Source organism: Leifsonia sp. 466MF (assembly GCF_900100265.1).
In the GTDB taxonomy this organism is placed as follows: Bacteria; Actinomycetota; Actinomycetes; order Actinomycetales; family Microbacteriaceae; genus Leifsonia.
This window is the reverse complement of the sequence record NZ_LT629696.1, coordinates 3,702,141-3,721,766: the sequence shown is the minus strand read 5'-3', so window position 1 is coordinate 3,721,766 and position 19,626 is coordinate 3,702,141. Positions and strand designations below refer to the sequence as shown.

Genomic DNA, 19,626 nt, shown 5'->3' with positions numbered 1-19,626 from the left:
GGCTGGGAGCGCCCTATGCGCACTGTATGAGTTGTGGAATCCCGCTGAGCGTCAGCCGAGCGCGAAGTCGACGGCCGCAGCGGCGTGCAATGCCGTGGTCGGGAACGTCGGCACGGCCGAGTCCTCCCGCCGCACCAGCAGCTCGATCTCGGTACAGCCCAGGATGACGCCCTCCGCGCCGCTCGCGATCAGGCCGGCGATCGCCTCCCGGTAGACGGCTCGGGAGGCCTCGGTGACCACACCGAGGACGAGCTCGTCGTAGATGATCCCGTCCAGGATCGCCTGGGTCTCCTCGGGCGGCACGATCACCTCCAGGCCGGTCGACTCCAAGCGCTCGCGGTAGAACGGCTCGCGCATCGTGAAGCGCGTGCCGAGGAGCGCGACCCGGTGGACGCCGGCATCGATGACGGCTGCAGCCGTGACGTCGGCCAGATGCAGCAGCGGGATGCCCACGGCCGCCTGCACCCGGTCGGCGACCTTGTGCATGGTGTTCGTGCAGATCACGACGCAAGAAGCGCCCACGCGCTCGAGCCGAATCGCCTCCTCGGCCAGGATGTCACCGGCGCGCTCCCAGTCGCCCGACGACTGCAGCCTCTCGATGTCGGCGAAGTCGACGGAGATCATCACTAGGTCGGCCGAGTGCAGTCCGCCGAGCCGTTCGCGCACCCCCTCGTTGATCGCCTGGTAGTAGAGAGCGGAGCTCTCCCAGCTCATGCCTCCGAGCAGCCCGATCCTCTTCATGGCGTACCTCTTCTATACGGCCTTATTGAACCCGGTCACCGGCTGGCTCTCGTCGAACGCGGCGACCGGGCGGCGGAAACCGCGCGTCAGGAACAGGAGGTAGGCGAAGCCGATCACCGCCCAGACGATGCCGCCGACCAGCGCGTCGGCGTGGAGGTTCACCCACAGGATGGCCGTGAGCACCGTGCCGATCGCCGGGAGCACGATGAACCGCACGATGTCCTTCGCCGTGCGACGGCGTCCCTTGCGGATCGCGAACCAGGCGATCACCGAGATGTTGACGAAGGTGAACGCGATCAGGGCGCCGAAGTTGATGAAAGCGGAGATCAGCTCGAGCGAGAACGCCATCGCCAGCAGCGAGATCACGCCGACCAGCACGATGTTGAAGATGGGCGTCTGCGTCTTCGGGCTGATGTACCCGAAGAAGCGGCGGGGGAGGACGCTGTTCCGTCCCATGACCAGCAGCATCCGGCTGACGGACGCGTGTGACGCGAGTCCGGACGCCAGGGTGGCGCAGAAGCCGGCGGAGACGAAGATGGCCTGGAACACCGGGCCGCCGACGATCCGGCCGATCTGCGGCAGCGGGTCGTCCGTGAACTCGCCGAACGGCGCATTGGTCGGGAAGCGGAGCTGGGTGAAGTAGGCGGCGATCAGGAAGATCGCGCCGCCGATGATGACGGTGAAGAGGATGGCGCGCGGCATGATCTTCGGCGTCTTGGCCTCCTCCGCGTACATCGTCACCGCGTCGAAGCCGATGAACGAGAAGCAGACGACCGTCGCTCCGGTGAGGACCGCGCCGAGTGTGACCCCATCGTGCACGAACGGCTTGACCGAGGCGACCGTGCCGTCACCGGCGCCGCCGGCGAGCTGGACGACGACCATCACGACGAAAACGGTCATCACAGCGATCGCGAAGACGAGCAGGATCATGTTGACGTTCGAGGTGCCGCGCATAGTCACGGCGATGAGAGTGGTGACACCCGCGCAGTACACGACCACCCAGATCCATCCGGGGACGGCGGGGAACAGCTGCTCCAGGTACAGCCGGATGATGAGGCAGTTCACCATCGGAAGCAGCACGTAGTCGACGAGCGAAGTCCAGCCGACCATGAATCCCAGGTTCGGGTGGATGGACTCGCGCACGTACGTGTAGGCGGAGCCGGCGCTCGGGATGGCGCCCGCCATCTTGCCGTAGCTGATCGCCGTGAACATCATCACGACGAGCGCGACGAGGTAGGCGGCCGGGACGACGCCGTTCGTCTGTCCGGAGACGATGCCGAACGTGTCGAAGACGACCGTCGGCGTCATGTAGCCGAGACCGAGACCGACGATGGCCCACAGCCCGAGGCTGCGCCGCAGCGACGCGCCCTTCGCGGTCGTCGTCGGCAGGGTGGTCGTCACGGGCGTCTCCTTCGGTACCGGTTCTGACTGCCCCTCGACGTTAGCCGATTCCGTCGCCCGGCTCGGAACTGGCGCCGGGGGATGCGATGCTGGCAGGGACGAAGGGAACGAGCAGTGGACGACAACGCGTTCTTCGAGCGGGCGATCCTCGCATCGGCCGCCGGCCCTGGCGACGACGACGCCATCCGGCAGCTGGGCGAGCTGTTCAGCGCGGACGAGCTGGCGGCCTGGAAGGCCTCCCGCACGGCGGCGACGCGCGTCACCGTCCCCGTGGGCCACGACGACGAGGGCGACCGCTACTGGGCCGACTGGGGCGATTTCGGCATCCGGGGGACATCGCCGACGTCGTACGAGGAGGCCATCGCGGACCTCGCCGGCCACGTCCGTTCCTGGGCCGAAGCGCCGGATGACGGTGAGCACGCGCTCGGTCGCACGGATGCCGTGCGGGCGCTCGCCGCGGAGGTGGCGGCACTCGATGACGACGCGCTGCGCACCTACCTGCTCGTCCGGGCCTCCTTCGACCGAGGCCACCTGACGTTCGGCATCGCCGACTTCGTCGAGGAGGACGGCACCACGACGCAGCGTGCCATCCCGCTCGACGAGGGGCGGCCGCCGGCCGAGATCGACCTTCCGGTGGACGGACGGATGAAGACGTATCAGAGCAGCGTCCGCGGCGACCGCGCCGCGTTCTCGCCCGTCGGTTCGGGCCCGAGCATCGTGGACACGCTGCGCCAGGAGGATCCCACCGGCGACTTCGACGCCGAATTCCCCCGGCCGGACCTGCGGCCGAGGGAGCCCGAACTGTGAAGTCGGAGGTGGCGCTCGCCGAGCTCACCGCCGTGCGAACGCTCGACGGCCCGCGCATCCGGCTGGTGCCCCTCGGACCGGAGCACCTCGACGACGTCTTGTCCGGGCTCGACGATGCCGAGAACCTCCGCCTGACGGGGACGCGCGCCGAGTTCACCGAGGAGGTCATCGCCGCGCACCTTGCACGGATCGGCGCCGCGCCGGACCGCGCGGACTGGGCGATCCTCGACAGGGCCACCGATCGCTTCCTGGGCGAGATCGTGCTCAACGAGCTCGACGAGGACAACGCATCCATGAACACGCGCATCGCGTTGGCACCCGGGCAACCCGGCCGCGGGTACGGCACGGAGGCGATGACCGTCGTGCTCGATCACGCCTTCGCGGAGATCGGACTGCACCGCGTCCAACTCGACGTGTACGCGTTCAACCCGCGGGCGCTGCGGTCGTACGAGAAGGCCGGATTCGTGGTGGAGGGCCGCCAGCGCGACACCCTGTTCTGGGACGGCGAGTGGACCGATTCCATCCTCATGAGCGTGCTCCACACCGACCCGCGACCGACGTTCCGCTGAGCGCGTCCGGCGTCCGGTCCGGGGCCAGCCCGTTGACAGCGGCTGCGCACGCGGGCACTATCGCGTCCAGGCCAGCGGAGCCGGCGGCCGGCGAGGGAGGTGTGCGTGGTGACGTGCGAGGTGGAGGCGCGAGAGCTGTCCCACGCCATCGCCGCGCACGAACTCGAGGTGCACGTCCAGCCGCAGATCGACCTGGCGACGGGTGAGATCGTCGCCGTCGAAGGCCTCAGCCGCTGGACGCATCCCACCCGCGGTCCCATCCCTCCCGCGGAGTTCGTGGCGCTCGCCGAGGCCAGCGGAACCATCCACGAGCTGGGCCTGTTCGCGCTGCGCGAGTGCTGCCGCATCGGCCGCGACTGGCGCGAGCGCGGCTACCAGCTCGCCATCGCCGTCAACGTCTCGCCCCTGCAGCTCGAGACCGACCGCTTCTTCGATGAGCTGGAACGTCAGCTCGCCGAGTCGGGTCTTCCTCCCGCCGACCTCATCGTCGAGGTGACGGAAGCCGAGCGCATCGAGGACTACGCGGTCGTCGCCGGGCGCCTCGACATCGTGCAGCAGTGGGGGGTCACCGTGTCGATCGACGATTTCGGCGCGGGACACTCGTCGATCGAACGGGCGGTCGGCGTCCACGCCCGCGAGCTCAAGCTCGATCGCAGCCTCGTCGCGCGGGGGGACTGGGACGCCGTCGGCGACGCGGTGGCGATGGCCCAGGACAGCGGGATGCGGGTCGTCGCCGAGGGCATCGAGACCCGCGAACAGCTGGAGCAGATCCGCACCTCCGGATGCGACCGCGCCCAGGGCTACTACATCGCACGTCCGTGTCCTCCCGATGACCTCGGTGACCGTCTGGGTACATTCGTGCGCTAAATTCATTGTGTACTCGCCGCGAAGCGGCCCAGCCATCCGAAGGAGAGTGCGGTGCGGCCCATTGCTGCGGACGACCTGCCCTGCGCTCTCGTCGAGGTGGATGGAGACGGCCGCATCCAGGACGCCAACGAGCTGTTCGTCGCCTGGACCGGTCTATCCATGACCGAGCTGCAGGGCCGGTCGTTCAGCTCGCTGCGCATCCGGATCCCCGGGGTCGACGGCCGCGACGACGGCCTCGTCCGGTTGGCGCACGTGGACGGGTCGTCGAGGGCGGTCATCGTCGGCCGGCGCTCCTCGGAGGCCGGTGAGCTGCTGACCCTGGTGGATGCGACCGAGCGCGCCGAGCACGAGCAGGAGATGGTGCGCTCGCACACCCTCCAGGAACGTACGCGCAACCGACTCGAGCTCATCATCGACTCGTCGATCGCCTTCTCGGCCGCGGCGGACGAGCAGTCGCTGGTCGACATCCTCGCGTCGACCGTCGCCAAGGCGTACCAGGCGGAGCAGTCCGCTGTGTTCCTGATCGACGAGCTCGGGATGTTCACGCAGGCCTCCGGCAGCAACCCGCTGCGCTCCCTGGAGCAGACCGGATCGCTGGTGACGCAGGCCTCGCAGCTCCGCCGGGTGGTCGCGCTCAGCGGCGCGGCGGCCGCGGACGAGATCGCCCCGGTGCTCGGGCAGGCCATGCGCGACGCGGGCGTGCATGCCGTCCTGGTGGCGCCCATCCAGCACGACGACGTGCTCTTCGGGCTGTTCGCCGCCTTCTTCCTCCACCCGCGGCAGTTCGACTCCGAGGCCGCACCGCTGGCCGACGCGCTGGCCGGACAGGCGGCGCAGGCGATCACCACCCTGCGGCTGCAGCGGCAACTCGAGCACGCCGCCATGCACGACGAGACGACCGGGCTGCCCAACCGCCGACGCCTGGAGACGCAGCTGATCGAATACCAGCAGTCGGCCTCCACACTCGTCGCCACACTGTTCATCGACCTGGACGGGTTCAAGCGCGTGAACGACGCCCTCGGCCACCACACGGGCGACCTGCTGCTCCGGGAGGTCGGGCTGCGGCTGCAGGCGGCCGTCCGTCAGGAGGACCTGGTGGCCCGCTACGGCGGCGACGAGTTCGTGGTCGTCTGCGAGGTGCCGGAGGTGGCGGCCGCCGAAGACGTGGCCGACCGCATCCGCCGTTCCATCGAGCAGCCGTTCCAGGACATCCCGGAAGGCTTCCCGATCAGCGCCAGCATCGGCATGTCGCTCGCGCGCACCCAGGACCCCGGATGGAACCCGGACCGGCTGATCCGCGAGGCCGACCACGCGATGTACTCGGCGAAGAACGCCGGGGGCAACCGCGTCGTGGGTGCCACTGTCGCCTGAGCAGATCCGCCGCGTGACCGACTTCGTCAGCGGTCGTCAGATGCGTCGGCGTCCTCGCGCACCCGACGGGCCTCGTCGATGAGTGCCTCCTCCTTGTCCGCCGACTTCTCGCTGAGCCGGGTGTCGCGCGGCGGCAACTGGATGGTCTCCTCGGCCTCCATGCCCGCCTGCAACTCGCGCCCGCGCTCGGTCTCGGCGTCGAACTCCGCGCCGAACAGCAGCGCGAGGTTCGCGATCCAGACCCACAGCAGGAAGACGATCACCCCGGCGAGCGGGCCGTAGGTCTTCTCGTAGTTGGCGAACGTCGCGACGTAGAACGCGAACAGGAACGTGGCGACGGCGAGCACGACGATCGCGATGATCGCGCCCATGCTGATCCAGCGGAACTTGGGCTGACGGGCGTTCGGAGCCGCGTAGTACAGGATCGCGATGATCAGGACGACGATGATCAAGAGCAGCGGCCACTTCGCGATCTCCCAGGCGATCCGCGGGGCGGAGCCGAGACCGAGGGCGTCTCCGACGGCGCGCGTGACCGGTCCGGAGACCACGAGGATGAGCGCGACGATGGTCACGAGCACGACGGTGATCACCGTCACGAGCAGTTGCTGCGGCTTGAGCTTCCAGAACGGACGGCCCTCGTCGATCTCGTAGATGCGGTTCATCGCGCGGGAGAACGCGCCGACGTATCCGGAGGCGGACCAGATCGCGAGCACGATGCCGGCGACCAGGGCGAAACCGGAGCCGGGCGAGTTCACGGCGTTCTCGATCGGACCGCGCAGCAGCTGGGCGGTCGAGCCCGGCGCGACGCCCGTGATGATGCCGAGCATCGCATCCGTCGCCGACTTGCCCTGCCCGAGCACGCCGAGTAGCGAGACCAGGGCGATCAGCCCGGGGAAGAGCGAGAGGATGCCATAGTAGGTCAACGATGCGGCGATGTCGGTGCACTTGTCGGTGCTGAACTCGCGGAAGGTGCGCTTGAGCACCAGCTTCCACGATGATCCTTCGAGGTGGGGAGGGCTGTCCGGCTTGCGGGAGTCTTCGGGGGAGGGGGCATCGGCCAGGCGTTTGCTGGCCCCGACGTCGCTCATCGTGCTGGTCCTCTCGGTTGCGCGTCGCTGACGGGGAAGGGTGACGGGAGAAAAGAGAAGCGCGGCGGAGGCCCGGGGGAGGCCTGCCGCCGCGCTTCGTCGTGGGTGCTAGTGGTCGGACTGCAAGCGCTGTCCGGACTGCTTGGCGTCGTCGGCGACGTCGGACGCGCGATCGGTGGCCTCCTCCTTGACGGTGGACACCCCCTCCTGCGCGGTCTCCTTGACCGACTGAACGGCCTGCTGCGCCGGCTCCTTGAGGTCGTCGGCGACCTGCTTGCCGACCTCCGCGGCCTCATGGAGCAGAGGCTGCGCGGCATCCTTGGCGGCGGATGCCAGCTCCTGCTCCTTGGTGCTCGGCGGGATGAGGGAGGCGATCAGGGCGCCGATGCCGAAGGCGATGAGGCCGACGGCGAGCGGATTGCCCTGCGCCTTGTCGACGACGGTCCGGCCCGCGTCGGCCACCGAACTGCCGGCGTCGGAGACGGCGCCGCCCACGCCGCTGCGGACGTCGTCGGCGGATCCCATGATCCGCTCGCTGATGGAATGGAAGGCGCCCTTCACCTTGCGCGTCTGGCGCTGGGCGATCTTGCTTGGCGTGACCTTGTCGGCCAGGGCATCGACATCACCGCTCAGGTTGCGGCGCGTCGCCTCGATGTCGGCGCGGATCGCGTCGGGGTCGTCGCTCATCGGTTCTCCTCATTTCGCTTCAGTGTCTCGGGGAATTCATTGACCGTCTCCACGGTCTGGGGGGCACCCTTGACGGTCTCGAGCTGCTTGCGACCGCGCAGGTACAGGATCAGTGCGACGACGCCCCAGATGACCGCGACGATCACCGCGGACCAGGCGTTGCCCACCAGGTAGCCGAGCGCCCACCACAGGGCGATCGACAGGAAGAAGACGGCCATGAGGCCTGCGTAGCCCGCGCCGCCCAGCAGCCCTGCGCCCTTGCCGGCACGCGTGACGGTCTGCTTGATCTCGGCCTTCGCGAGTTCCATCTCCTGGCGGATCAGTGTGGAGAGGTCACGACTGACCTCTCCGAGCAACTCGCCGAGCGAACTGTTCGCGGCTTGCTGCTCCGAGGGGGTGGGTTGATCGGTCATGCCCGGCCTCCGGTGTACCCGGCGCCCGGCAGCTCGGGAAGGTCGTTGCCGGAGTCTTCGTAGAGATCGCCGGTGGCACTTCCGTAGCCGCCGGCGGTGGATCCGGTGCCCGCGCCGCCGACGCCGGTGGTGCCGACGGCGGTGATATCAGGGCTCGGCGCCAGGCCGGTCGTCCCGGTGGTGCCCGTGGTGCCGGTCGTCGTGCCGGTTCTGCTGCCGGAGTCGTCACCGCCGCTGGCGAGGGCTCGGGTCAGCCGGCCGGCGAGGGCGCCGGCGATGGCAGCCGCGGCGATGAAGGTACCCGGGTTGCGCCGCGCGTACGACTTCACCTCGTTCAGCAGGGAGCCGGGGTCGCGCTCGTTCAGCCAGCCGGCGATCGCGTGGGTGCGCTGCGCCGCCTGCCGTACCAGGTCGGTCGCCAGGCCGTCCGACTCGGAGGGGGACGCCATCTGGTCGAGTTCGTCGCCCACAGAGCGGAGCCCGCTGGCGACCCGCTCCTGCTGCTGCGCCGCCTGCGTCCGGAGTTCCTCCTGCGTCTGGCGGTAGAGATCCTTCGCCTGCGACTTCGCCTCGCCCGCGACGTTCTTTGCCTGCTCCTTCGCGGTGGCCGCGACGTCCTTGCCGGCCTCTGCTGCCGAGCCGGCGACGCGCCCCGCTTCTTCGCGGACGCCGCTCTGCTCACCGGTCGAGGCACCGTCGCTGAGGCCCCCGCCATTCCGTGCGCCGCCGCCCAGCGAGCCGCCGGTCGGCTGCACCGTCTCGGGAAGGCCCGCCTCCGGCTCGAGCGCGTCGCGTCTGCTGTCGAAGATCGGTGTGTCCGCGGACTGGTCGTCTGACATGGTCATGACTGCCGTTTCCTTTCGGTGGATGTGTCCGGTTGGGATGTTGAGGACCACTCAAGACACCGGATTGAGGCGGGTACAGCGATTGACCGTCCCCCCGGCGGGGGGTATTCGTGCGCGGAGGACTGCCCCTCGTCGCGGGTGGCGACTACGGTGACCGGAATGGACGTACAGGACTGGCTGCTCGACTCCGACCCGGCGATCCGTTGGCAGGTGCTTCACGATCTGGTGGGAGCCCCGCCGGAAGAGGTCGCCGCCGAACGTGCCCGCGTGGCAACGGACGGCTGGGGGGCGACGTTCCTCGCCGAGCAGGCGGAGGACGGGCTCTGGGATGGCGGCACGTACCGTCCCGGGTGGATTCCGCCCGAGCGCGACGGTTTCGACGCGTGGAGCGGCACCCACTTCAGCCTCCAGCAGCTCGTGGACTTCGGACTCGACCCGTCGAGCGAGGAGGCGCGTCGGGCCGTAGCCCGCGTCCGCGAAAATGTTCGCTGGGAGCACGCCGGCGAGCCCTACTTCGAGGGCGAGACCGAGCCGTGCATCAACGGCGTCGCCCTGACGATCGCCGCCTACTTCGGCGAGGATGGCGACCGGATCGCCGAGACGCTCGTCGGCTCCCGGCTGGACGACGGCGGCTGGAACTGCTGGGCCGAGTACGGCGCCCGGGTGTCGTCCTTCCACTCCACGATCTGCGCCGTCGAGGGACTGCGCGCGTGGATGCGCGCCGGCGGCGACGACGCGCGCGCGACCGAGGTCGTCGAGGCCGGCGAGGAGTACCTCCTCGAGCGCGGCCTCTACCGGAGGCGCACGGACGGCTCCACCCCGGACCCGCGGATCACGATGCTGTCGTATCCCGTGCGCTGGTACCACGACATCCTGCGCGGGCTGGAGCACTTCCGGCAGCAGGACCGTCGCGACCCGCGCCTGGCGGATGCCGTCGAACTGGTCCGCGGCAAGGCCGACGCCGACGGCAGGTGGGTGCTCGAGAACATCCACGAGGGGCCGGTGATCGTCGAGTTCGACATGGAGGGATTCCAGAGCAAGTGGGTAACACTTCGGGCGCTCCGTGTCCTGCGGTGGTGGGACGCCGCCTGACGCCGGACTACCGGCGCCAGCCGGCCCTGCTCACGGCTTCACGGCGGTCAGGTCGTCGACGGTCAGGGTGACCGGCGCGTTCACGACCCCGCCCGAGAGGTACCCGGTCACCGCCAGCCCGCCCGCACCCTGCAGTGCGGCCGTGCTGTCCGTCGCCGACCGCTGCCAGGTAGACGGCTCGGGAGTGCCGTCGGCCCATGCCTTCGTCTCGACGAGCGTCGGCGATGTCCCGGTGGTCCGCATCCGCACGTTCAGGCGCATGCCCGCGGTGTAGGTGACGTTCGGAACGGTGGCCGACGTCTGCACGACGACCTCGTTCCCGCCGTTCTGGTCGACGCGGACGATCTGGATGGTCACCTTGCCCGCCGACGAGATGATCACCTTGGACCCGTAGGAGCCGGTCGTCGCGATCCGCCGTCCCTGGACGGTCACATACACGTTGCCCGAGGAGGGCAGCTTGTCGATCGTCATTCCGAGTCGCAGGTCGATGCCGGTCGCGCTGACTCCGGGAAGCCGGGCGGTGCCGCCCGAGCCCGCGGGGAGTTGGATGCGTCCCGTCCCGCCCGCGACCGAATACAGGCTGGAGCTGCCCGAGACCGACCAGTTCCCGCCGGTCGGGGCGGTTCCCCAGCCGTTGGTCACGGCGCGCTCGAACGGATCGGCGGCGAGCGTGTCGGCGGGTGGGGGTGGCGCGGTCACGGTCAGCGTGCGGGTGGTCGACGCTGTCGCCCCGCCGTCGTCCAGCACGGTCAGCCGCGCGGTGTAGGTGCCGGCGACGGCGTAGGTGTGCGTGATCGTGCCGCCGGTGCCCGACGAGCCGTCGCCGAAGTCCCAGGCGAACGAGGTGATCGCGCCGTCCGGATCGGTCGAGCCCGTTCCATCCAGCGAGCAGGTCAGGTCGGCGCAGGAGGAGGCGAACACGGCGCTCGGAGGCTGGTTGCCGGCGGCGGGCGGCCCGATCGAGAAGCCGTCCGTGAACGACGGCCCCGCGGCCCGGACGAACGACGCCGTCAGCTGGCTCGCCGTCGCGCTGACATCGAGCGAGCCGTAGAGCGGTGTGGCGGCGCTGCCGTACGAAGCCGCGAAGTAGTTGGCTTCGCTGTCGGCCGGGTGGACCTCGTAGTTGCCGTTGCCGCCGGTACCGACCGTCGCGAAGACGGTTCCCGCGCCCTTCACGAGTGTCCCGTCCGAATCCGCCACGCAAGCCGCGGTGTAGGTGCCCGGCGAGATCGTCGGACAGGCCGCTCCCGTCGCCAGCTGCTTCGTGCGCTGGTAGAGGTGCTCGTGTCCGGTGAGCACCAGATCCACGCGCTTCGACACCAGCAGGTTGAGGATGTCGGCTCCGGCCTCGCAGGGGTAGTCGCCCAGCGAGAGGCAGGGTTTGTGCATTCCGACGACGACCCACGGCGTTCCGGCCGCGCGTGCTCCGTCGATGGCGGCCTGCGTCCACGAGTAGTGGGAGGTGCCCGATGCATACGTCCACGTGCCGTCCGAGAAGGGGAGGCCGGGGGAGATCATGATGAAGCGCACAAGGGGAGCGCCCTGCGGGACATCGACGTAGTACTCGCGACCGTAGGTCCCGACCGCTCCGGGGAGCTGGTTCGGGAGGCAGGCGGAGAAGTCGTTGATGTTGCCGTTCTGCCCGCTGCTCTCGTGGTTGCCCGAGACGAGTTCGAACGGGAAGCCCGCGCCGGTCCGGCTGGTGACGAGGTCGCACCAGGCCTGCTCCTGGCCCGTTGTGCCGTACGAGAGGTCGCCGAGGGCGAGGTGCAGGTCGGGGCTGAGGTTCTTGATGCCCGTGAGCACGGCCTGCGCCGCGGTGCCCGGGCCGTAGTCGCCGGATGCGGTGAAGTGGACGGTGCCCGCTCCGGCCGCCACGCCCTGGACACTCTGCGGCACGCTGACGCTGAGGATGACGGCAGCGGCGGCAAGCCCCGCCACGGTGAGGAATCGATGCTTGGCCATCGTCGACGCTCCCCGGCCCGTTCCGTCGCGGGCCTGTCGCGGCACACGCTAGCGCTCCGCGGGGCTCGCGGGGAGTAGAAGGCGAGGTTTGCTCAGGAATTGTCGACGAGTCAGGACTTCTCGACCGCGTAGTGCAGCCCGAGCGTGCCTCCTGCGAAGGCGCATTCCTCCAACAGTCGCAGTCGCAGGAACTGCCCCTGGGGGAGGGCCGGGGTGCCGCCGCCGACGGCGACCGGGACGAGGAAGAGCCGGACCTCGTCCACCAGCCCGGCCGCGAAAGCCGCAGCGGCGAGCGTCGGACCGCCGATGGAGACGTCGTGGTCGGCGCCCGCGACCAGGCGGCGCACCTCCTCGGGATCGAACCGCGACAGCAGCCGGGTCTTCGGCGTCGTCACCTCGCTCAGGATGGATGAGAACACGACCTTTTCGGCGTGCTGCCAGACGGCCGCGTAATCGGCGACCACCGGCTCTTCGCTATCGCCCAGGTCCTGCCAGACCCGCATGGTCTCGTACATCCGCCGGCCGTACAGGTAGGTGCCGATGTCACGTTCCCGGTCGTTGACGAACGCATGGACCTCCTCGTCGGGCTGCGCCCAGTCGAACGATCCGGAGCTGTCGACGGTGTAGCCGTCGATCGAGGCGATGGCCGAGAAGAGGAGACGTCCCATGCAGGGACTCTAGGGGCGGCCGATCGCCGGGGCCAGAGCCCGGCTCACCCGACCGTCAGCCGATCTGCGGCAGAAGGGTCTTCAGTGCGCGCAGCTCGTCGTCGAAGATCCACGGCACCGCGACATCCAGCACCAGGCCGATCCCGATCATCAGCAGGGTCGCCCCCGCAGCGATCAGCACGAGAGTGACGAGCAGCTGCAGGTAGGGGTTCCCGGTGACGGCGGCGAGCAGCCCCCGCGCTCGCCGCCGCACCGGCACCGATGCCGTACCGAGTGTCGGTGCGGTTCGCAGTCCGTGTCCCAGTGTCGTCATCGGTCTCCCCCTTCGTGTCGACGCTCGAGACGGGAGCTCGAGCGGACATATCCGAGTCAACCGGGTACGCGCCCGAAGGGCATCGACCCCAGGTAGGGAGGAGGTCATCCCTGGGGATGATCCCGGTGTCGGTCAGGAGGGGTCGATGGTGCACCCGCAGCCGTCGGCCGGCTCGGGGATGCGGTGCTCGGCGCCGGCCAGACGGCGGGCGAGGAGGTTCCTGCGGCGCTCCAGAGCGGCGATCGCCGCATCCAGCTCGGCCAGTCCGTCGCGGTAGGCGTCGCGTGAGGCGGGGCATTCGTCGCTGTGCGCGTGGCCCGAGCCGAGGCAGTCGATGAAGGGACGCGCCTTGCCCGGCGGGATGCCCGTGTCGGCCAGTTCGCGGATCTCGAGCACAGCGCGCAGATGCTCGTCGCCGTACTCGCGGTAGCCGTTGCCGAGCCGGTCCGGCGAGACGAGCCCGAGCCGCTCGTAGTACCGCACGGCCTTGACCGTCACACCCGCCCGCTCGGCCAGTTCGCTGATGCGCATGTCGTCCTCCGCTGTCAGCGTAGACCTTGCCCCGCGGGTCAGGGTCCAGATGGCGTACACTATTCGTTAGTGCACTAATGAATCGAGGGATCATGGCCGGACGCTTCGCCAGCTGGTATTCGCGGTGGAACGAGAAGCTCATCCGCATCGCCGGTCCGGCGCAGCTCGGCGCGGGCCACCCGGAGGCGCCCGACCGGCGTTCCGCCGCGGCTCCCTGCCCGATGTGCGGCCGGCCGATGACCGAGCACGAGGTGCTGCGGCCCGGCGGCCAGCGCGACGCGACGCGGCTGGTGTGCCCCGCGCCCGTTCAGGCGGCCTGAACCCGCGTCATCCGGTGCGGACGGCCGCACCGATGATCGTCTGCAGGCTCTCGCGCAGATTCTCGAGCTCTGAGACCGGAAGGCCGAGCCGCTCCACGATGCGCGGCGGGATCTTCTCCGCCTCCGCTCGGAGCGCCCGCCCGGACTCCGTCAGGCGCACCTCGAGCGCGCGCTCGTCGGCGGCGCTGCGCCGCCGTTCGACGTAACCGGTCGCCTCGAGCCGCTTCAGCAGAGGGGAGAGGGTGGCCGGCTCCAGGGCAAGGGTGTCGCTGAGGTCCTTGACCGACCGCGGCTCGCGCTCCCACAACGCCAGCATCACGAGGTACTGCGGATGCGTCAGCGACAGCGGTTCGAGCACCGGGCGGTAGAGCGCGATGACACTCCGCGCGGCCACGGCGAGGCCGAAGCACACCTGGTTCTCGAGTGCGAGGAGGTCGTCGGACATCCGGCCATTGTATGGCTGGGTCCTGGCCTCAATACTCATCGGTGCGCCGCTCGACCCGCTGGCCGGTGACGGGGTCGATGCCGTCCTGCCGGATCGACGTGCGCGGTCTGCGCCGCAGCGCGAACGCCAGCGAGATGATGAAGACGACCAGGCCGGCGCCCATGAGGATGTACCCGGTGATCTTCAGGTCGATCCAGCTCACCTGCACCTGCAGGGCGAAGGCCAGGATGAGGCCGACGACGAAGATGAAGATGCCGCTTCCGATGCCCATGCGCACGCTCCTTCACGTCCGGGGCTCAAGCTACTCCCCGACGCGCCGGAGCGCATCACACTGGTCCGTCGATGCGACCGGAGCTACTCGGCGCGCGAGAACTCGGACGCCCGGGCCACCTGCTCCGGCGTGAGCCGCACACCGGTGTATCGCTCGAACTGACGCGCGGCCTGCAGGGCGATGACCTCCGCCCCGGTGATCACCGCCGTCTCCGTCGCCCGCGCGGCGCGGATCAACGGCGTCTCGGAGGGGAAGGCGACGACGTCGAACACGGTCGTCGCGCGCTCGATGAACGCCTCGTCGAACGCCATCACGTCCTCCGCGTCGCCGCGCATCCCGAGCGGCGTCACGTTGACGATGACGTCGAAGCCGGGCTCCGGGTCCTCCGCCACCCACTCGTAGCCGTACCGCTCGGCGAGAGCGGGGCCGGCCTCGGCATTGCGCGCGAGGACGGTCAGCTCGTCGAATCCCGCGCCGCGGAACGCCGCGACGACGGCCTTCGCCATGCCACCCGACCCGCGCACTAGAACGCGCTGCGCCGCGTCGACGTCGTGCTCGGCGAGCAGCTGCGCGACGGCCTCGTAGTCGGTGTTGGAGGCGGTCAGCAGGCCGTCCTCGTTCACGACGGTGTTCACGGACTCGATCGCCACGGCCGACGCCTCGAGGTTGTCGACGAGCGGGATGATCGCCTCCTTGAACGGCATGGAGACCGAGCATCCGCGGATCCCGAGCGCGCGGATGCCGCGCACGGCGCCCTCCAGGTCGTCCGTCGTGAACGCCTTGTAGACGAAGTTCAGGCCGAGCTCGTCGTACAGGAAGTTGTGGAAGCGCGTCCCGATATTGCTGGGGCGACCGGCGAGCGAGATGCAGACCTGCATGTCCTTGTTCAGGATGGGCATGACTCCATCATCGCAGTAGGTGTCAGCATTCTCAGGTCCGTCACCCGATCTGGGGCGAACTCTTGCGTTCACAGCTTGACTCCAACAGCCCGATCGTTCACGCTTGTCGCTATGACCGCCACCCAGGGGCTGATCCCTCGTGGCGCACGCAATCCCGGGTCGCAGGGCGCACTGAGGCACTTGAACCAGGAACGACTCGTCGAGTTCCTCCTGGCCAACGGACCGTCCACCCAGGCTGAGCTGGCGCGCGGGACCGGCCTGTCCACCGCCACCGTGTCGAACATCGTTCGCGACATGGCGGCCAAGGGCGTGGTCACGACCTCCCCGGTGACCTCCAGCGGGCGGCGGGCCCTGCTCGTGCAGCTCACCGACACCGGCGACATCGCCGTCGGCGTCGACTTCGGCCGCCGCCACGTGCGCATCGTGCTCACCACCCTCGGCTATGACGTCATCGCCGAGGAGCAGGTGGCGCTCGAACCCGGCTATGACGTGCTCGGCGCGGTGCGGGAGGCTGCACGGCTGCTCGACCGGATGCTCGCCGAAGGCGGCCACGACCGCGAGTCCGTTCTCGCCGTCGGCGTCGGCATCCCCGGACCCATCGACCGCCGTACCGGAACGGTTCTGCAGGGCGCCATCCTCCCCGAATGGGTCGGAATCACCCGGCGGGAGCTGGAGGATGTGTTCGGCTTCCCGGTCGTCGTCGACAACGACGCCAACCTCGGTGCGCTCGCCGAAGTCACCTGGGGAGCGAACCGCGGAGAGCGCAACTTGATCTTCGTCAAGATCGGCACAGGGATCGGTGCGGGCCTCATCCTCAACGGCCAGCCGTACTACGGGTTCCTCGGCATCACGGGCGAACTCGGTCACACGCCGGTCGCGGAGCACGGCGTGATCTGCCGCTGCGGCAACCGCGGCTGCCTGGAGACGATCGCGTCGACCAGCGTGATGCTCGAATCGCTCGGGCGGGGCGACGGCGCGCGCACGGCCTCGGACATCCTGCGCCGCGGGCTTGCCAAAGACCCGGCCGTCCTCCGCGTCGTCAGCGACGCGGGCACGGCGATCGGCCAGGCGATCGGCAACATCGCGAACGTCATCAACCCGGAACTGGTGCTCATCGGCGGACCGCTGGTCGGTCTGGGCGACGCGCTGCTCGACCCGATCAGGCACGGGATCCGGCAGAACGCCATCCCGATCATCGCCGGTACCACGACGGTCCGGATCTCGTCGCTGGGCGACCGCGCCGAGTCGCTCGGAGCAGCCGCGATCGTCATCAAAGGCGCCCTGGCCGGGCAAGAGGGCTGACGTCCCCCGCTACCTCTTTCGGCCGTTATCGCATCGTTGTCTTCACTATTTGACGACAAGTGCGAAGATAGCGTTTACTACTTAGGCACATCCATTCCCGAGCCCGCAAGGAGCGACGATGCCGTCGAACGCAGTCATCCTCGAGATGCGCGCGATCACCAAGGAGTTCCCCGGGGTCAAAGCGCTGGAGGATGTCTCCCTCACCGTCCACGCCGACGAGATCCACGCGATCTGCGGCGAGAACGGCGCGGGGAAGTCCACCCTCATGAAGGTCCTCTCCGGCGTGTACCCCTATGGGACGTACAGCGGAGACATCGTCTACCAGGGCGACGTGATGCGGTTCAAGGACATCAAGTCCAGCGAACAGCAGGGCATCGTGATCATCCACCAGGAGCTCGCGCTCATCCCCGAGCTCTCGATCACCGAGAACATCTTCCTCGGCAACGAGCCGGGCCGCGGCGGCGTCATCAACTGGGGCGAGGCGAAGACCCGCGCCGTCGAGCTGCTCGCCCGTGTCGGTCTGACGGACGACCCGGACACCCAGATCAAGAACATCGGCGTCGGCAAGCAGCAGCTGGTCGAGATCGCCAAGGCGCTCAACAAGAACGTCAAGCTCCTCATCCTCGACGAGCCGACCGCGGCGCTCAACGAGGCCGAGTCGCAGCACCTCCTCGACCTGATCCTCGGACTGAAGGGTCGCGGCGTCAGCTCGATCATGATCAGCCACAAGCTCAACGAGATCGAGCAGATCGCAGACCAGATCACCATCATCCGCGACGGCCGCACGATCGAGACGCTCGACGTCAAGGCGGACGGCGTCGATGAGGACCGCATCATCCGCGGCATGGTCGGCCGCACGCTCGGGAGCCGCTTCCCGGAGCGCACGCCGAACATCGGCGAGAAGTTCTTCGAGGTGAAGGACTGGGTCGTGCAGCACCCGCAGGTGCCGGACCGACTGGTCGTCAAGAACTCCAGCTTCTACGTCCGTCGCGGCGAGATCGTCGGCTTCGCCGGCCTCATGGGCGCCGGCCGCACCGAGCTCGCGATGAGCGTCTTCGGCCACTCCTACGGCAACTGGGTCTCGGGTGAGATCTACAAGGACGGCAAGGAGATCCAGGTCCGCAACGTCTCCGAGGCCATCGACAACGGAATGGCGTACGTGAGCGAGGACCGCAAGGTGCTCGGTCTGAACCTCCTCGACGACATCAAGCAGTCGGTCGTCGCCGCCAAGCTCAAGAAGATCGCCAAGCGCGGCGTCGTCGACGACCTGGAGGAGTACGCGGTCGCGGACGAGTACCGCAAGCTGCTCCGCATCCGGACGCCCGACGTCGACCGCGGCGTGTCGACGCTCTCCGGCGGCAACCAGCAGAAAGTCGTGCTGGCCAAGTGGATGTTCACCGACCCCGACATCCTGATCCTCGACGAGCCCACCCGCGGCATCGATGTCGGCGCCAAGTTCGAGATCTACGGGATCATCCAGCAGCTCGCCGCACAGGGCAAGGGCGTCATCGTCATCTCGTCCGAACTGCCCGAACTGCTCGGCATCTCGGACCGCATCTACACGATCTTCGAGGGCCAGATCACCGACGAGCTGCCCATCGCCGAGGCGACGCCCGAAACCCTCCTGAAAAGCATGACATCCGCCAAGAAGAGGATTGCCCGATAGCCATGACCACACAGATTCCCGAGAAGAAGAAGTCCGGCGGTCTCCGCGACCTCGGCAAGATGTTCGGAGGCGGCCAGTCCACCGGACGCCAGTTCGGCATCCTCGGCGCCCTCGTCGTCATCATCCTGCTGTTCGAGGTGCTCACGGGCGGCACCACGCTCGAGCCGGTCAACCTCATCAACCTGGTCAATCAGAACGTGTACGTCCTGATCCTGGCCATCGGCATGGTGATGGTCATCATCGCCGGCCACATCGACCTGTCGGTCGGCTCGGTCGCCGCCCTCGTCGGCATCATCGTCGCCGAGGCGATGACCAACTGGAACGTGCCGTGGCCGCTCGCGATCATCCTCGGACTGCTCGTGGGTGTCGTCATCGGAGCCTGGCAGGGATGGTGGGTCGCCTACGTCGGCGTCCCCGCGTTCATCGTCACCCTGGCCGGCATGCTCATCTTCCGCGGTCTGAACCAGCTGATCGGCAGCGCGAACACGATTCCCGTCCCGGACGGCTTCACCTTCATCGGCGGCGGCTTCCTTCCGGAGTGGGGCCCGAACACGGGCTTCAACAACTCCACCCTGCTGCTCGGCATCATCATCGCGGTCGTCATCGCGCTGGCGGAGGTCCGCACCCGTCGCAAGCAGACGAAGATGGGCTCCGAGAAGGCTCCCCTGTGGGTCAGCGTGTTCAAGGTGGTCATCCTCGACGCCGTCGTGATCTACGCTGCGGTGCTGTTCGGAAGCGGCCGGGTCGGAACCTCGTTCCCCGTCGCCGGCGTGATCCTCGGCGTGCTCATCATCCTGTACTCGTTCATCACGCGCAGCACCATCTTCGGTCGCCACATCTACGCGGTCGGCGGCAACTGGCACGCCGCGGAGCTGTCGGGCGTCAAGATCAAGCGCATCAACTTCTTCGTCATGATGAACATGTCGGTGCTCGCGGCGCTGGCCGGCATGATCGCCGTCGCCCGCTCCGTCTCCTCCGGGCCGCAGGACGGCCTCGGCTGGGAGCTCGACGCGATCGCGGCCGTGTTCATCGGTGGTGCTGCGGTCTCCGGCGGTATCGGAACCGTGGCCGGCTCCATCATCGGTGGTCTGGTCATCGCCGTCCTCAACAACGGCCTGCAGCTCCTCGGCGTCACCAGCGACAAGGTGCAGATCATCAAGGGTCTGGTCCTGCTCGTCGCGGTCGGTGTGGACGTCTACTCGAAGCGCCGGGGCGGTCCGTCGTTGATCGGCAGGATGTTCGGTGGCGGCAAGACGCAGGAGGCGAACGCCGCTGCCGCCGAGCAGCCCGCCGTCGTGCCGTCCGGCGACTCCGCCGAGGACAGCTCGCGCTCGCTGACGTCCTGATCACCTAGTTTTTCATCCC

General features: G+C 68.8%; 22 protein-coding genes. 9 read left to right on the top strand and 13 right to left on the bottom strand.

The annotated features are described in order from the left end of the window. Positions 1–51: 51 nt before the first annotated feature. Together BLR91_RS17780 and BLR91_RS17775 are read right to left on the bottom strand one after the other, a co-directional pair. Entirely contained in the window at positions 52–741 is a 690-nt protein-coding gene (locus BLR91_RS17780) for an aspartate/glutamate racemase family protein (protein ID WP_089879500.1), read from the bottom strand. A gap of 12 nt (positions 742–753) precedes the next feature. Next, complete coding sequence (locus BLR91_RS17775) at positions 754–2,142, bottom strand: APC family permease (protein WP_089879503.1); 1,389 nt, start codon at positions 2,140–2,142, stop codon at positions 754–756. Between the two features lie 114 nt (positions 2,143–2,256). Here BLR91_RS17775 and BLR91_RS17770 point away from each other — a divergent pair, with 114 nt between their 5' ends. The 4 genes from BLR91_RS17770 (at position 2,257) to BLR91_RS17755 (ending at position 5,756) form a co-directional block, all read left to right on the top strand. Beyond that, positions 2,257–2,949: a hypothetical protein gene (locus BLR91_RS17770; RefSeq protein WP_089879506.1), complete on the top strand. Its 693-nt coding sequence runs from the start codon at positions 2,257–2,259 to the stop codon at positions 2,947–2,949. Next, positions 2,946–3,518 carry a GNAT family N-acetyltransferase gene (locus BLR91_RS17765; protein ID WP_089879509.1) on the top strand — a complete coding sequence of 191 codons (573 nt, stop codon included), beginning with the start codon at positions 2,946–2,948 and terminating at the stop codon, positions 3,516–3,518. Before BLR91_RS17770 ends, BLR91_RS17765 begins: the two co-directional genes overlap by 4 nt. 105 nt (positions 3,519–3,623) lie before the next feature. Further along, on the top strand, positions 3,624–4,385 hold the full coding sequence (locus tag BLR91_RS17760) for an EAL domain-containing protein (protein WP_018189078.1): 762 nt from the start codon (positions 3,624–3,626) through the stop codon (positions 4,383–4,385). Between the two features lie 51 nt (positions 4,386–4,436). Next, positions 4,437–5,756: a GGDEF domain-containing protein gene (locus BLR91_RS17755; RefSeq protein WP_089879512.1), complete on the top strand. Its 1,320-nt coding sequence runs from the start codon at positions 4,437–4,439 to the stop codon at positions 5,754–5,756. Between the two features lie 26 nt (positions 5,757–5,782). Here BLR91_RS17755 and BLR91_RS17750 read toward each other — a convergent pair whose 3' ends face one another. From BLR91_RS17750 to BLR91_RS17735, 4 genes are all read right to left on the bottom strand, one after another. Continuing rightward, complete coding sequence (locus BLR91_RS17750) at positions 5,783–6,844, bottom strand: YihY/virulence factor BrkB family protein (protein WP_089879514.1); 1,062 nt, start codon at positions 6,842–6,844, stop codon at positions 5,783–5,785. 108 nt (positions 6,845–6,952) lie between these two features. After that, on the bottom strand, positions 6,953–7,531 hold the full coding sequence (locus BLR91_RS17745; protein ID WP_089879517.1) for a DUF3618 domain-containing protein: 579 nt from the start codon (positions 7,529–7,531) through the stop codon (positions 6,953–6,955). Further along, positions 7,528–7,944, bottom strand: a complete 417-nt coding sequence (locus BLR91_RS17740; RefSeq protein ID WP_089879521.1) for a phage holin family protein — start codon at positions 7,942–7,944, stop codon at positions 7,528–7,530. Before BLR91_RS17740 ends, BLR91_RS17745 begins: the two co-directional genes overlap by 4 nt. After that, positions 7,941–8,789, bottom strand: a complete 849-nt coding sequence (locus tag BLR91_RS17735) for a hypothetical protein (RefSeq protein WP_089879524.1) — start codon at positions 8,787–8,789, stop codon at positions 7,941–7,943. The genes BLR91_RS17740 and BLR91_RS17735 overlap by 4 nt, the downstream gene beginning before the upstream one ends. Positions 8,790–8,948: 159 nt before the next feature. On the opposite strand from BLR91_RS17735, the gene BLR91_RS17730 reads away from it, so the two are divergent. After that, on the top strand, positions 8,949–9,881 hold the full coding sequence (locus BLR91_RS17730) for a hypothetical protein (RefSeq protein WP_089879527.1): 933 nt from the start codon (positions 8,949–8,951) through the stop codon (positions 9,879–9,881). A 30-nt stretch (positions 9,882–9,911) separates the two neighbouring features. Here BLR91_RS17730 and BLR91_RS17725 read toward each other — a convergent pair whose 3' ends face one another. The 4 genes from BLR91_RS17725 to BLR91_RS17710 form a co-directional block, all read right to left on the bottom strand. Further along, on the bottom strand, positions 9,912–11,846 hold the full coding sequence (locus tag BLR91_RS17725) for a PKD domain-containing protein (RefSeq protein ID WP_089879530.1): 1,935 nt from the start codon (positions 11,844–11,846) through the stop codon (positions 9,912–9,914). Between the two features lie 110 nt (positions 11,847–11,956). Continuing rightward, positions 11,957–12,514 carry a dihydrofolate reductase family protein gene (locus BLR91_RS17720; RefSeq protein ID WP_089879534.1) on the bottom strand — a complete coding sequence of 186 codons (558 nt, stop codon included), beginning with the start codon at positions 12,512–12,514 and terminating at the stop codon, positions 11,957–11,959. A gap of 55 nt (positions 12,515–12,569) precedes the next feature. Then, on the bottom strand, positions 12,570–12,827 hold the full coding sequence (locus BLR91_RS17715) for a hypothetical protein (protein ID WP_018189086.1): 258 nt from the start codon (positions 12,825–12,827) through the stop codon (positions 12,570–12,572). 132 nt (positions 12,828–12,959) lie between these two features. Beyond that, the gene (locus tag BLR91_RS17710) at positions 12,960–13,358 is read right to left on the bottom strand and encodes a MerR family transcriptional regulator (RefSeq protein WP_018189087.1); all 399 of its coding nucleotides are present in this window, start codon (positions 13,356–13,358) and stop codon (positions 12,960–12,962) included. 92 nt (positions 13,359–13,450) lie between these two features. On the opposite strand from BLR91_RS17710, the gene BLR91_RS17705 reads away from it, so the two are divergent. Continuing rightward, positions 13,451–13,678, top strand: coding sequence for a hypothetical protein (locus BLR91_RS17705; RefSeq protein WP_018189088.1), 228 nt, complete (start codon positions 13,451–13,453; stop codon positions 13,676–13,678). A gap of 7 nt (positions 13,679–13,685) precedes the next feature. Here BLR91_RS17705 and BLR91_RS17700 read toward each other — a convergent pair whose 3' ends face one another. The 3 genes from BLR91_RS17700 to BLR91_RS17690 form a co-directional block, all read right to left on the bottom strand. After that, the gene (locus BLR91_RS17700) at positions 13,686–14,123 is read right to left on the bottom strand and encodes a MarR family winged helix-turn-helix transcriptional regulator (RefSeq protein ID WP_020076139.1); all 438 of its coding nucleotides are present in this window, start codon (positions 14,121–14,123) and stop codon (positions 13,686–13,688) included. 28 nt (positions 14,124–14,151) lie between these two features. Next, positions 14,152–14,394, bottom strand: coding sequence for a DUF6458 family protein (locus BLR91_RS17695; protein ID WP_018189090.1), 243 nt, complete (start codon positions 14,392–14,394; stop codon positions 14,152–14,154). Positions 14,395–14,477: 83 nt separating this feature from the next. Continuing rightward, the gene (locus tag BLR91_RS17690; RefSeq protein ID WP_089879538.1) at positions 14,478–15,293 is read right to left on the bottom strand and encodes a shikimate 5-dehydrogenase; all 816 of its coding nucleotides are present in this window, start codon (positions 15,291–15,293) and stop codon (positions 14,478–14,480) included. Positions 15,294–15,404: 111 nt separating this feature from the next. Here BLR91_RS17690 and BLR91_RS17685 point away from each other — a divergent pair, with 111 nt between their 5' ends. From BLR91_RS17685 to mmsB, 3 genes are all read left to right on the top strand, one after another. After that, positions 15,405–16,595, top strand: a complete 1,191-nt coding sequence (locus BLR91_RS17685; RefSeq protein WP_020076137.1) for an ROK family transcriptional regulator — start codon at positions 15,405–15,407, stop codon at positions 16,593–16,595. 118 nt (positions 16,596–16,713) lie between these two features. Beyond that, positions 16,714–18,261, top strand: a complete 1,548-nt coding sequence (gene mmsA / locus BLR91_RS17680) for a multiple monosaccharide ABC transporter ATP-binding protein (protein ID WP_020076136.1) — start codon at positions 16,714–16,716, stop codon at positions 18,259–18,261. Between the two features lie 2 nt (positions 18,262–18,263). Continuing rightward, on the top strand, positions 18,264–19,607 hold the full coding sequence (gene mmsB, locus BLR91_RS17675; RefSeq protein WP_020076135.1) for a multiple monosaccharide ABC transporter permease: 1,344 nt from the start codon (positions 18,264–18,266) through the stop codon (positions 19,605–19,607). The last annotated feature ends 19 nt before the right edge of the window (positions 19,608–19,626 follow it).

Bases quoted from the DNA above. Each gene is read 5' to 3' on its own strand.
- mmsB (WP_020076135.1), top strand. From the start codon at position 18,264: ATGACCACACAGATTCCCGAGAAGAAGAAGTCCGGCGGTCTCCGCGAC.
- BLR91_RS17725 (WP_089879530.1), bottom strand. From the start codon at position 11,846: ATGGCCAAGCATCGATTCCTCACCGTGGCGGGGCTTGCCGCCGCTGCC.
- BLR91_RS17745 (WP_089879517.1), bottom strand. From the start codon at position 7,531: ATGAGCGACGACCCCGACGCGATCCGCGCCGACATCGAGGCGACGCGC.
- BLR91_RS17780 (WP_089879500.1), bottom strand. From the start codon at position 741: ATGAAGAGGATCGGGCTGCTCGGAGGCATGAGCTGGGAGAGCTCCGCT.
- mmsA (WP_020076136.1), top strand. From the start codon at position 16,714: ATGCCGTCGAACGCAGTCATCCTCGAGATGCGCGCGATCACCAAGGAG.
- BLR91_RS17730 (WP_089879527.1), top strand. From the start codon at position 8,949: ATGGACGTACAGGACTGGCTGCTCGACTCCGACCCGGCGATCCGTTGG.
- BLR91_RS17740 (WP_089879521.1), bottom strand. From the start codon at position 7,944: ATGACCGATCAACCCACCCCCTCGGAGCAGCAAGCCGCGAACAGTTCG.
- BLR91_RS17695 (WP_018189090.1), bottom strand. From the start codon at position 14,394: ATGGGCATCGGAAGCGGCATCTTCATCTTCGTCGTCGGCCTCATCCTG.
- BLR91_RS17720 (WP_089879534.1), bottom strand. From the start codon at position 12,514: ATGGGACGTCTCCTCTTCTCGGCCATCGCCTCGATCGACGGCTACACC.
- BLR91_RS17690 (WP_089879538.1), bottom strand. From the start codon at position 15,293: ATGCCCATCCTGAACAAGGACATGCAGGTCTGCATCTCGCTCGCCGGT.
- BLR91_RS17710 (WP_018189087.1), bottom strand. From the start codon at position 13,358: ATGCGCATCAGCGAACTGGCCGAGCGGGCGGGTGTGACGGTCAAGGCC.
- BLR91_RS17735 (WP_089879524.1), bottom strand. From the start codon at position 8,789: ATGACCATGTCAGACGACCAGTCCGCGGACACACCGATCTTCGACAGC.
- BLR91_RS17700 (WP_020076139.1), bottom strand. From the start codon at position 14,123: ATGTCCGACGACCTCCTCGCACTCGAGAACCAGGTGTGCTTCGGCCTC.
- BLR91_RS17750 (WP_089879514.1), bottom strand. From the start codon at position 6,844: ATGAGCGACGTCGGGGCCAGCAAACGCCTGGCCGATGCCCCCTCCCCC.
- BLR91_RS17705 (WP_018189088.1), top strand. From the start codon at position 13,451: ATGGCCGGACGCTTCGCCAGCTGGTATTCGCGGTGGAACGAGAAGCTC.
- BLR91_RS17685 (WP_020076137.1), top strand. From the start codon at position 15,405: ATGACCGCCACCCAGGGGCTGATCCCTCGTGGCGCACGCAATCCCGGG.
- BLR91_RS17715 (WP_018189086.1), bottom strand. From the start codon at position 12,827: ATGACGACACTGGGACACGGACTGCGAACCGCACCGACACTCGGTACG.